Raw genomic sequence first — 11,538 nt, 5'->3', positions numbered from 1 at the left:
GGGCCGGCCGGGCGATTCAGAGCGGCACCACTGCCCTGGCCTCGCACACCTTGGCCAGGCGGCGCGGATCGCCATCGAGTTCGCGCCACAGGCGCAGCAGGCGGTCCGCGCCGCTGCTGCGCGCATCGACCGCGTAGCGCGCATAACCGAGCCAATGGCGCTCGTGCGGCGCCAGCCCGCCCGCGGCCACCGCCAGCACCTCGCCGGCCAGCGCATGCACCGCGGGATCGTGCAGCGCGTCGCGCATGGCGTCGGCGCGCATGGCACGCAGCCGCAGCCAGCCCCATGACCGCAACAGATCCTCGGCTTGCGGCAGGTTGCGCATCAATCCCAGTTGCAGCGCCGACGGCGCCATCACCAGCGTCGCCGCCACCTCGCGTCCCGCCTCGCGCAGCAGTTGCGCATCGGCGAAGCCGGCGCCGGGCGCGCGGCCTTCGATGTAGCCGCTGGCGCCCAGCTGCGCGTACAGCTCCTCGATGCCGCCCGGCCGCCGCCAGGCTTCACGCAGCGCCTCCAGCGATGGCGGCGTCGCCAGCCGGTAGCGCCAGCGCGCATCGAGGAAATGCGCGAACTGCGAATACTCGAAATGCGCGCCCTGCGGCGCGATGGTGACGCCCTCGCCGGTGTCCGAGCGCCGGCCCGGCCAGCCCTCCGACGCCAGGAACGCCGACAGGCACGGCGAACCGCGCAGGTACACGCCGGTGGCCGACTTGTAGCCATCGTCCGTCGCCAGCGGCAGGCAGCGGCTGGCGGTGCCGGGCGCGAACATCCAGCGGAAGTAATCGCCCAGGTCCACGAACGGCCGCTCGGGCAGGCGCTGCAGGTGATAGTCGCCGGCATAGCGCGAGTGGCGGAACATGCGGTCCCACACCGTCAGCCGGTTCTCCTTCAGGCCGGTCGCGCGGCCGTTCTCCAGCGGGCTGTTGGCGAAGATCGCGATGCTGGCCGGCGCCAGCGCCAGCACCACGTTGAGCGCGCGCGCCGCTTGCGTCACGTCCACCGACGTGCACGGGCTGTTCTGCGCCTTGGCGTCGATCCCCACGCGGTGCAGCCATTCACGATGGCCCACCAGCTCGCGGTAGATCGGCCGCGGCACGTGCACCGTCGCGTACCACGACGGGTCCAGGGTGCAGTCGGGATGCTCCGACGCATTCAGCAGCACCGCGCCTTCCGCTTCCAGCGCGCGGCTGGCGTCATGCAGTTCACGCGTGGCGCGCCGCGCCAGTTCGTCCAGTCCGCCGTCATCCTCCGAGACCGGCGCGAACGCGGTCTCGAGCAGGTTGAAGCCGTTGTCCAGGCCGCTCTCGCCGGCCGCCACCGACACGCCGACGATGCGCTCGCCGATGCGCGCCAGGTCCGGCGCCTCGCCGCGCGCCGCCTTGATCGCGGCCAAGGTCTCGAAGTAGCCGCCCACCGGGTGGCTGGCGCCGGTATCGCGCCGCGCCACCGCCATTTCCATCTCCAGCCCCAGCGTGCGTCCCGCGCGCGGCGTCATCGCGCCGCTCCCGCGGCGCGCGGGCGGTTCCGGACATCGGGAACGGAAAGGGTGGCGGCGTGCATCAAGACTGTCTCCTTGTTCTTCTGGCGCGATACGCGCCGCAAGCTGAGTAACACCGATGGCGCCGCCGTTCCCCGGCGGCTGTCGAGACGGTCTCAGACGGACTCGACCATGTCTCCGAAGCGCCGCGTCAGGATGTCGACGAAGGCCTCGGTCACCACCGACGGCGCGGTCTGCGCCGGATAGGCCATGCAGACCCGCACGGGTAGCTTGGGCGTGAACGGACGTATCGCCAGCTGCTGCGCGAAGACGTCGGCGATATACGGATTGACGATCCCCAGGCCGGTGCCGGCCGCGGCCAGCGCGCAGATCGTCGATGAATAGGTGGTCTCGATTTCCGACACCGGCTGCACCTGGTGCGCCAGCATCGCGCCGCGCAACTGCAGGTAGACGTCATCGTCGGCGTTCAGCACCAGCAGCCGGCGCTCGTTGAGGTCGGCGATGCCGATGGCCGGCAGCGCCGCCAGCGGATGGTCCGGCCGCATCACGCAGACCGCCGCGCTTTCGTGCAGGCTTTGCAGCGCCAGGTGCGCGCCGTCCAGCGGCACGGTCGTCACCACCACATCGTAGGTGCCGTGCAGCAGCCCCTCGCGCAGATACTGGCTGCCCACGGTCTGCATGTTGATGTGCACGTCGGGATAGCGCTGCGCGAATTCCTCGACCGCGCCGGGCAGCATGCCAAGGCCCAGCGCCGGCGTGCAGGCCAGCCGCAACACCCCGCTGCCGCTACGGCGCATGGCGGCCACGCGGTCCTCGATGCGCTCCAGGCCGACGAAGTGCCGCTTGACCGTATCGAACAGGTCCTTGGCCTCGCGCGTCGGCCGCAGGCGGCCGCGCTCCATGTCGAACAGTTTCAGGCCGCTGGCCTGCTGCGCCTGCGCCAGCAGGCGGCTCACCGACGGTTGCGTGGTGCGCAGCATCTGCGCCGCGCCGGTGGTGGTGCCGGCCAGCATTACCGCGTGGAAGGCTTCGATCTGACGGAAATTCAGCGGTCGGCTCATGGGGTCACAGGGTATAGCAAACTTGCATAGACTATGCCGAAAAAAGAATTTTTTCAAATACTTAGCGACTCCTACACTCGTGGCTCCTCGGGTGCTCCTGCTCCCGCACCCCACCGAAACACCAACCGCTGTAGGGGAAATACCATGCGTTCAAGCCATCCCTGGCGCCGCCGCGTCCTGCAAGCCTTCTGCCTGACCCTGGCGAGCGCGGCCCTGCCGTTCGCCGCCCAGGCCCAGGCCAATTATCCGGACCGCCCGTTACGGATCATCGTGCCGTTCACCGCCGGCGGCAGCTCCGACATCCAGGGGCGGCTGCTGGCCAAGTACCTGGGCCAGCTCTACAACCAGCCGGTCGTGGTCGAGAACCGGCCCGGCGCCGGCGGCCACATCGGCGGCAAATTCGTCGCCGAATCCGACCCCGACGGCTACACCCTGCTGCTCGGCTCCATCGGCCTGCATGCCACCTACGGCGTCTACAAGCACCTGAACTACCGCCCGGCCGAGGCCCTCAAGGTCATCACCATCGTCGCCGAGATGCCGCACGTGGTCGTCGCCAGCCCGACGCTCCAGGCCAACACCCTGGCCGAACTGACCGCCCAGGCCAAGGCCAACCCCGACAACCTGCATTTCGGCTCGGCCGGCGTCGGCTCCTCGGTGCATATGGTAGGCGAACTCTACAAAATGGCCGCGCAGGCCCCGATCGCGCACATTCCCTATCGCGGCAGCTCGGCCGCCATCAACGACCTGATCGGCGGCCAGATCCAGCTGCTGTTCGAAAACGTGCCCACCACCATCGGCTACATCCAGACCGGCAAGCTCAAGGCGCTGGCCATCACCGGCGCCACGCGCTCGGCCGCGCTGCCCGACGTGCCCACCGCCGCCGAGGCCGGCCTGCCCGGCCTGACCGTGACCTCCTGGACCACCCTGGCCGCCGGCAAGGACGTGCCCGACGCGCTGATCGACAAGCTCAGCGCCGACCTGCGCCGCGTCTACGCCGATCCGGAATTCCGCGCCGGCCTCGAGCACCTGGGCATGACGCCGGTGGGCAACAGCCCGGCCGAGGCGCGCGCCTTCGTCGAGCGCGAGCGCGCCCGCTGGAACAAGGTCATCGAAACCGAACACATCAGCGCCGGCTGAACGCCCTTCCCCTTCCTTCATTGATGAATCGCATGACCACTCCCGCCATCGCCTGCCGCCGCCTGGGCGGCCCGCCGGGCCATCATTTCTTCGGCTACTACAACAAGACCGTCTGGCATCGCGGCGGCCGCTATCTGCTGGCCAACCGCGCGCCGGTCAAGGACGCCGTGCTCACGCCCGGGCTGCGCGCCGAGGTCGGCTACTTCGACCTGCGCGACGGCGAGCGCTACCACGCCGTCGGCGCCACCACCGCCTGGAACTGGCAGATGGGCTGCCAGCTGCAGTGGCTGGACGGCCAGGCCGAGCCGCAGCTGATCTACAACTGCCGGCGCGACGACGATGGCGGCTTCTATCCCGGATTCCGCTCGGCGGTCCACAACCTCGTCACCGGCCAGACGCGCTACCTGCCGCTGCCGATCTACGTCGCCGCCCCCGACAGCCGCTACGCGCTGTGCGTGGACTACCGCCGGCTCTACATCACGCACCAGACCATCGGCTACAGCGAACACGCGCCCGCGCCGGTGGCCAACGCGCCGGCCGACGACGGCATCCACACGCTCGACCTGGACAGCGGCGCCCACCGCCTGCTGGTCAGCTACGCCGACCTGCGCAACTTCCATCCGCGCGCCTCGATGGAACGCGCCATCCACTGGGTCAGCCACATCGAGGTCAACCCCTCGTCGACGCGCATCCTGTTCCTGCATCGCTGGACTGAGCGCGTCGAGGACGAGACCTGCTTCCTGCACCGCCTCATCACCATGAACCCGGACGGCAGCGACATGCGCCTGCTGGAATGTTCCGATCATCCGCTGCCGCAGCTGGCCGACGACTTCGATCCGGCCGCCGTCGGCACCTTCGATTACGAGAAATCGGAATACCAGATCTCGCACCCGCTGTGGCGCGACGACCGCTCGATCATCGTCTGGGGACCGCATGCCGGCCGCATCCACTACCACCTGTACGAAGATGCCGACGGCGGCCAAGTGCAAGTGGTGGGCGACGGCGTCCTCACCGAGAACGGCCACATGACGTTTTCACCCGTGGACAGCCGCTGGCTGCTGAGCGACACCTATCCCGATCCGGTCACCCACGAACGCATCCTGTTCCTGTACGACATGCGCACCGGGCAGCGCCACGACCTCGGCAGCTTCTACGCCGATCCTTCGCTGTCCAAGGAAAACCGCTGTGACCTGCACCCGCGCTGGAGCCGCGACGGCACGCAGGTGTGCGTGGATTCGGTGCACGAAGGCGAACGCCAGATGTACGTGCTGGATGTCGCGCCGATCGTGAAAGCCTGAGCCGGCCGCCGCATGGACAAGCCCGGGACCGCCGTCGCGCGGCAACGACGCGGCGGCCTCGCGGTCATGCGGATCGCGGCGCGGCGCCCATGGCGCCGCCCGCCGCTCACCCCTCGCGCGCGACCTGGCGCAGCGCCTGCTCGAACACGTCGGCCGGCTGGCCGCCGGACACCAGGTACTTGCCGTTCAGGATCACCGACGGCACCGAGGTGATGCCGCGGTCGCGCCATTCGGCCTCTTCCTTGCGCACCTCTTCGCTGTAGCGGCCCGAGGCCAGTACCGCGCGCGCCTCGGCCGCATCCAGCCCGGCGTCCGCCGCCGCCTGCACCAGCACCTCGACGTCGCTGGTGTCCTGGTTGTCGTAGTGATAGGTCTCCAGCAGGCGCTTCTTCAACGCCGTCTGGCTGCCCTGCCCCTCCAGGCCGGCCCAGTGCAACAGGCGATGGGCGTCGAAGGTATTGAACGAGCGGTTGTCGTCGCCCATGCGCATGCGCATCCCGACCGCCGCGGCGCGCTCGCTGATCACCTTGCGATTGGCCTGCACCTGCTCGCGGCTGTAGCCATACTTGGCCATCAGGCGCTCGATGGTGTTCTGCCCGCCCTTGGGCATGTCGGGATTCAGCTCGAACGGACGGAAATGCAGCTCGACCTCGGCCTCGCCGCCCACCCGCTCGATCGCGGTCAGCAGGCCGCCCAACCCGACCGCGCACCAGGGACAGGCGACATCGGACACGAAATCAACAGTGATCTTGGACATGGAACTCTCCGGGAACAGAGAGCTAGCGTAGACCAAAGCACGGCACCACGGCCAAGAAACCCTGGACGCGCCAGGGCCGCGACGCCTAGCGCGCCGCGTTCCGACCAAACAGGATCCGCTCGATCGCCCGCACCCTATCCCGGCGCCGCCTGACCGCGCGCACCGGCCTGCCGAACACGCGCTTGCGCTGCGTGGCTTCCCGGCTGGCCTGCAGATGCTCGATGAACACCTCGTCGCACGACGCATTGTCGGTCTTGTCGAAGATCCAGCAATAGGCAACGGGCAGCCGCGCCTGCCGGTAACGCGGCTCGGCGGACAAGGCGTCGCTGGCCAGCAGGCGCTCCAGCACCCGCTGGTCCCACTCGTCGGGATTCTCCGCGCAGGCCTGCGCCCAGGCTTGCAACAGCGCGGCGGCGGCCGGCGTATGGTTGATGAACAACGTGCCGCTCAGCAAGTGCCCGTCGGGCTCATGGTAGGCGGCGATATCGCAGTCCAACGCGGCCAGCGTCGGCCACGGATCGCGATGAAACACCGCGTCCACGTCGACATACAGCAGTGGCCCCGTGTGCTTCTTGCGCATGGCAACCAGCACCGATGGCTTCATGGACGCATTGCGCACCCAGGACCCGGCGGATTCGATCGGCTCGGCGTCGACGGCAAGCCCCAGCCGTTCCGCCGAGCGCAGCAGGCGATTCTTTTCCGCCTCGTAAATGCTGTCGCAGGTGAAAAACGCCACCACCATGCCCGTGGCACTACCTCGTCGCCCGCCCGGCGCCACCTTGTCCGGCCCCGGAAAGCTCGGAACCCCTCGCGCCTGCTCCGCGGACCAGCCGAACCACCTGCGTCGAAACCAATCGAACATGATGCGCCACGCTATTCAAGATCAGGTACAGCGGGCATACCGGCAACGTCATGTCGACAGCGCGGAGGCAGGCTCGCACAACGCTTCTCCCGCCGTAACGCGACGCACGATGGTGCGGGCGGTACAGGCGCGGGATCGAAGCGCAGGCAGAGTTTATGGATCGACGCGATACGCGTCGACGCAATTGCAATCAGTCGAAATTCAAATCGCCACGCTGAAATAATTCTTCGCGCGGCCTCCCTCTGAAGCGCCGTTCCAGGCCCAACAGAACTTTCAACCGGCTTTCCGGGCAGGGCTTGCCGCGCGTCGGGAAAATTCCGACGGCGTGAGTGCTGTTGCCAGCCGGCTCAGGCGTATTGCGCGAGGCCGCCTCCCAGCGACCAGTTTTCCTTCAGCACCTCGACGAGGTTCACGAACACATCCTCGGGCCGCAGGCCGGGATTTTCGCCAAGCAATTGCGCAATCCGCCGGAACAACGCCTTCTTCTGTTCCAAGCTACGCGTGTTGTTCGCGGTGATCTGGATGAACACCAGATCGTCGCTTCGCGCGATATCGAGGTAAGTCGCCCCGTAGCGGAAATTCGCGGCCTCATGCTCGGTCATGACCATGAACTGGTCATCCTCGGGAACATTGAATGTCTCGCGCAGCGCGCGATAAACGCTGTCAAAGATCGCTTGCCTATAGGCCTCCGGCTTTCCGGAGCGCAATGAGATATGAGCGAACGGCATGGGAAGTTCCTCCTTTGTGGTCCCGCTGCCCATTATCCATTCTGATAACGTATGCATTTTTATTTCAACGATAAAGTTTTGAAATGACCAAGCGCGCCCTCGACCTGGAGGCGGTCAGAGCCTTCATCCGCATTGCCGAGCTGGGCAGTTTCACCCGCGCCGCCGAATCGCTGCAGACCACCCAGGCGGCGATCAGCCTGAAGCTCAAGCGGCTTGAAGACCGGCTGGATTTCAGGCTCGTCGAACGCACGCCCCGGCGCGTGGAGCTTTCAGCCCACGGCGCGACTTTTCTCGAGCACGCGCGCAAGCTCATCGAGGCGCACGACCGGGCGGTCTCGGTCGTCGCGGGAACGCGGCAGCGTCTCGCCATCGGCATCAGCGACCATGTCGCGGGTCCGGAACTGCCGGCGCTGATCGCACGCATGAACGCGCAGGATCCCCGGCTGCTGATCGAAATCCGGATCGGCTCGTCGGCCGAGCTGCTGCAACGTTTCGACCGCAGGGAGCTCGATACGGTGATCGTCCGCTTCCAGGCGGGCCGCGGCGATGGGGAAATCCTCGCCGAAGAAAAGTTCGGCTGGTTCGCCATGCCCGGCTGGCAACATCGGGCGGGAGAACCGCTGCCGCTGGCCACGATGGCCGAGCCCTGCGGCGTGCGCGCCCTGGCCGGGCAACTGCTCGATGAGGCCGGCATACCCTGGACCGAAGTGTTCGTGGGCGGCGGCGTGATGACGGTCGCCGCCGCCGTCATGGCGGGGCTTGGGGTGGCCGCGCTGGCCCCACGCATGGTGCCGTTCGGCGCGGTCGACGTCGGTCCCAGGCTGGGGCTACCGGATCTGCCGCGGCTGCCCATCCTGCTGCATACCCGGGTCAGGGACAGCCGCTCGCAGGATGCGCTGGCCGCGCTCTCGGCGGCCTTTCGCGGCGCGGTGCGAAGCTGATCGCCAAAGCCGGATCGGTCAAGCGGTGTCGCGGGTCGCGGGCCACTTGAGCCCTCAAGGGAACGCCGCTTACCGCGGCGTCCTCGCCGGAAAACAAAAAACCCGCAGGACCAATGTCCATGCGGGTTCTGGGGCAAGCTGATGGCGGGCGACCGCGCGGCAACGCTTGTGAAATTCTTGGCGGACAGAGGGGGATTCGAACCCCCGATACGCTTTTGACGTATACACGCTTTCCAGGCGTGCGCCTTCAACCACTCGGCCACCTGTCCTGATCTGGTACGCATTCCGAAAAATGCGAATCCGCGATTCTAGCAGATCGGCAAGAAAGCTGCATTGGCGGCGCGGCAAAAGAAAAAGGGGACGCGATTGCGTCCCCTTTTTGCCACGAGCCTCCCGGCCTGCCGCGCGACGGCGGCGCCGAGGCCGCCCGCCGCCCCCCCTCACGCGTTGGGCGGATCCTGCTCGCGGTACGAGCCGACGGTGCCGTCCGGCTCGGTTTCCTCCAGCCTCACGCGAAAGCCCCACAGCCGCGCCAGGTGCTTCATCACCTGCTCGGCGTCCTCGGCCGCCAGCGGCCGGCCGCGGCTCTTCAGGTGGCGCAGCACCAGCGAGCGGTCGGTGTCGCGGTTAAAGCGCACCACCTGGATGTCCGGCACCTGGTTGTCGCGGTTGTGCTGCGCGGCCAGCAGGCGGCGGATGTCGCGGTAGCCGTCGTCGTCGTGGATGGCGGCGACTTCCAGCTTGGGATTGGCCTGGTGGTCGGAGATCGCGAAGAAGCGGAACTCGCGGATCAGGCGCGGCGACAGGTACTGCGAGATGAAGGACTCGTCCTTGAAGTTGCGCATGGCGAAGTCCAGCGTCTTCAGCCAGTCGCCGCCGGCGATGTCGGGAAACCAGCGGCGGTCCTCATCGGTGGGCTTCTCGCAGATGCGGCGGATGTCCGACATCATCGCGAAGCCCAGCGCATACGGGTTGATGCCGCCGTAGCCGCGCTCGTCGAAGCCACGCTGGCTGACGACGTTGGTGTGGCTCTGCAGGAACTCCATCATGAAGCCGTCGTTGACCAGCCCCTTCTCGTGCAGCCGGTTCAGGATGGTGTAGTGCCAGAACGTGGCCCAGCCTTCGTTCATCACCTTGGTCTGGGTCTGCGGGTAGAAGTACTGGGCGACCTTGCGCACGATGCGCACCAGCTCCTTCTGCCACGGCGCCAGCTTGGGCGAATACTTCTCGATGAAGTACAGCAGGTTCTCTTCCGGCTCGGGCGGGAACACCGACGCGGCCACGCGCTCGTCCTTGTCGGCCTCCAGCCGCGGCAGGGTGCGCCACAGGTCGTTGTACTGCAGGCGCGCGTGCTCCTGGCGCTCGGCCTGGCGCGCGGCCTCTTCCTTGTACGAGATCGGCGTCGGCCGCTTGTAGCGGTCCACGCCGTGGTGCGACAGCGCGTGGCACGAATCCAGCAGCGCCTCGACCGCGTCGATGCCGTAGCGGTCCTCGCAATCCATCACGTACTTGCGGGCGAACACCAGGTAATCCAGCACGCCATCGGCGTCGGTCCACTGGCGGAACAGGTAGTTGCCCTTGAAGAACGAGTTGTGGCCGTAGCAGGCGTGCGCGATCACCAGCGCCTGCATCGTCATGGAGTTCTCTTCCATGAGATACGCGATGCAGGGGTTGGAGTTGATCACGATCTCGTAGGCCAGGCCCTGCATGCCGCGCCGATAGAACTGCTCGTTGCGGATGAACTCCTTGCCATACGACCAGTGCGGATAGCCGATGGGCAGGCCCGCCGACGCATAGGCGTCCAGCATCTGCTCCGAGGTGATGACCTCGATCTGGTTCGGATAGGTGTCCAGCCCGTACTCGCGCGCGACCTGCGAGATCGCGTCGTCATAGGACTGGATCAGTTCAAACGTCCATTCGGAACCTTGCGACAGCGGCCGGGGGCTGCCGGCCGACTCCGGCTCCACGAGTGCGCCCAGGATGGCATTCATGCGGTTTCCTTCTTGAACAGGTCATGGAACACGGGATAGATTTCCCCGCGATCGCAAATCCGCCGCATCACGAAATGCGGCGCCAGCTTCTGTTCATATTCCGCCCACAGGCTGCTCTTGCGCGCCTCCTGCGAGTCGGGAACCTCGATATAGGCGAAGTAGCGCGTGGCCGGCAGCAGGTGCTCGGCCAGGAAGCGCGCGCTCTTGCCCGCGTCGGCGCCGAACGAGTCGCCGTCGCTGGCCTGTGCCGCATACACGTTCCAGGCCGTGGGCGGATAGCGCTTCTCGACGATCTCGCGCATCAGCTCCAGCGCCGACAGCACGATGGTGCCGCCGCTCTTGGGATCGTAGAAGAAGGTCTGCTCGTCCACTTCCTCGGCATTGTCCGTGTGGCGGATGAAGACCAGGTCGACGTGCTCGTACTTGCGCGACAGGAACAGGTACAGCAGCGTGAAGAAGCGCTTGGCCAGGTCCTTCTTGCCCTCGTCCATCGAGCCGGACACGTCCATCAGGCAGAACATGACCGCGCGCGCCATCGGGATCGCGACCGACACGCGGTTGCGGTAGCGCAGGTCCAGGTCGTCCAGGAACGGCACGCGCGCCAGGCGCTCGCGGCAGTCCTCGACGTCCTGCTCCAGGGCCTTGATCTGGTCGGCGGGCTCGCCCGCCGCCTTGGCCTTGGCCAGGCGCTCTTCCGCGTCTTCCAGGTCGGCCCGCGCCTTCACGCTCAGCGCCACCCGCCGCGCCAGCGACGACTTCAGCGTGCGGCTGATGCTGAGCATGCTGGGCGAGCCGGTGGTGGTGTAGCCGGCGCGCTGCCATTTCTTCTGGCTGACCTCGCCCAGCTGGGTGCGCGCCAGGTGAGGCAGTTCCAGGTCTTCGAAGAACAGGTTGAGGAATTCGGCCCGCGACAGGCTGAAGGTGAACTGATCGACCGCCTCGCCCTCGCCGGGCTCGGACCCGCCTTGGCCTTCTCCTCCCTGAGGCCGGTCGAACGTGTCGCCCTTGGCGAACTCGCGATTGCCCGGATGCACCATTTCCCGGTCGCCGCCCGCGCCGTGCCGGAACGTCGGCTCGGAAATATCGCGGGCGGGCAGGTTGATCTCGCCGCCCTGATCCATGTCCTGGATCGAGCGGTCGCGGATCATCCCGTGGACCGCCTTGCGGATCTGGTCCTTGTAACGCCGCAGAAAGCGCTCCCGGTTAACGGCGCTCTTGTTGCGCCCGTTAAGACGGCGATCGATCAGTGAATTCATGATTCACCT

At 67.2% G+C, this 11,538-nt stretch carries 10 protein-coding genes and 1 tRNA gene; 3 read left to right on the top strand and 8 right to left on the bottom strand.

The window, feature by feature from the left end:
* Window positions 1–16: 16 nt before the first annotated feature.
* Complete coding sequence (locus tag AOZ53_RS21205) at window positions 17–1,495, bottom strand: glutamate-cysteine ligase family protein (RefSeq protein WP_054489192.1); 1,479 nt, start codon at window positions 1,493–1,495, stop codon at window positions 17–19.
* 158 nt (window positions 1,496–1,653) lie between these two features.
* Entirely contained in the window at window positions 1,654–2,559 is a 906-nt protein-coding gene (locus AOZ53_RS21200) for a LysR substrate-binding domain-containing protein (RefSeq protein ID WP_054432787.1), read from the bottom strand.
* A 144-nt stretch (window positions 2,560–2,703) separates the two neighbouring features.
* Between AOZ53_RS21200 and AOZ53_RS21195 the strand changes: the two genes are divergently transcribed.
* The gene (locus AOZ53_RS21195; RefSeq protein WP_054476536.1) at window positions 2,704–3,696 is read left to right on the top strand and encodes a Bug family tripartite tricarboxylate transporter substrate binding protein; all 993 of its coding nucleotides are present in this window, start codon (window positions 2,704–2,706) and stop codon (window positions 3,694–3,696) included.
* Between the two features lie 23 nt (window positions 3,697–3,719).
* Window positions 3,720–4,994 carry a hypothetical protein gene (locus tag AOZ53_RS21190; protein ID WP_054476535.1) on the top strand — a complete coding sequence of 425 codons (1,275 nt, stop codon included), beginning with the start codon at window positions 3,720–3,722 and terminating at the stop codon, window positions 4,992–4,994.
* A 106-nt stretch (window positions 4,995–5,100) separates the two neighbouring features.
* Here AOZ53_RS21190 and AOZ53_RS21185 read toward each other — a convergent pair whose 3' ends face one another.
* The 3 genes from AOZ53_RS21185 to AOZ53_RS21175 all read right to left on the bottom strand — a co-directional run bounded on the left by AOZ53_RS21185 (window position 5,101) and on the right by AOZ53_RS21175 (window position 7,341).
* Entirely contained in the window at window positions 5,101–5,751 is a 651-nt protein-coding gene (locus AOZ53_RS21185) for a DsbA family oxidoreductase (protein ID WP_054432793.1), read from the bottom strand.
* An 85-nt stretch (window positions 5,752–5,836) separates the two neighbouring features.
* Window positions 5,837–6,613 (bottom strand): putative nucleotide-diphospho-sugar transferase, encoded by a 777-nt coding sequence (locus AOZ53_RS21180; RefSeq protein WP_231690657.1) that lies wholly within the window; start codon window positions 6,611–6,613, stop codon window positions 5,837–5,839.
* A 347-nt stretch (window positions 6,614–6,960) separates the two neighbouring features.
* Window positions 6,961–7,341 carry a tautomerase family protein gene (locus AOZ53_RS21175; RefSeq protein ID WP_054432851.1) on the bottom strand — a complete coding sequence of 127 codons (381 nt, stop codon included), beginning with the start codon at window positions 7,339–7,341 and terminating at the stop codon, window positions 6,961–6,963.
* An 83-nt stretch (window positions 7,342–7,424) separates the two neighbouring features.
* Between AOZ53_RS21175 and AOZ53_RS21170 the strand changes: the two genes are divergently transcribed.
* Window positions 7,425–8,282: a LysR substrate-binding domain-containing protein gene (locus AOZ53_RS21170; protein ID WP_054489188.1), complete on the top strand. Its 858-nt coding sequence runs from the start codon at window positions 7,425–7,427 to the stop codon at window positions 8,280–8,282.
* A gap of 178 nt (window positions 8,283–8,460) precedes the next feature.
* Here the strand turns inward: AOZ53_RS21170 and AOZ53_RS21165 are convergent.
* From AOZ53_RS21165 to AOZ53_RS21155, 3 genes are all read right to left on the bottom strand, one after another.
* Window positions 8,461–8,551 (bottom strand) — tRNA-Ser (locus AOZ53_RS21165).
* Window positions 8,552–8,722: 171 nt separating this feature from the next.
* Window positions 8,723–10,273 carry a SpoVR family protein gene (locus AOZ53_RS21160; protein WP_082380476.1) on the bottom strand — a complete coding sequence of 517 codons (1,551 nt, stop codon included), beginning with the start codon at window positions 10,271–10,273 and terminating at the stop codon, window positions 8,723–8,725.
* Window positions 10,270–11,529, bottom strand: a complete 1,260-nt coding sequence (locus AOZ53_RS21155; protein WP_054432798.1) for a YeaH/YhbH family protein — start codon at window positions 11,527–11,529, stop codon at window positions 10,270–10,272. Before AOZ53_RS21155 ends, AOZ53_RS21160 begins: the two co-directional genes overlap by 4 nt.
* Window positions 11,530–11,538 lie beyond the last annotated feature (9 nt).

This window comes from Achromobacter sp. 2789STDY5608621 (genome assembly GCF_001299375.1).
Taxonomy (GTDB): domain Bacteria; phylum Pseudomonadota; class Gammaproteobacteria; order Burkholderiales; family Burkholderiaceae_B; genus Achromobacter; species Achromobacter insuavis.
Note: the sequence above shows the minus strand (reverse complement) of the source record. Positions and strands in the feature narration are given on the sequence as shown.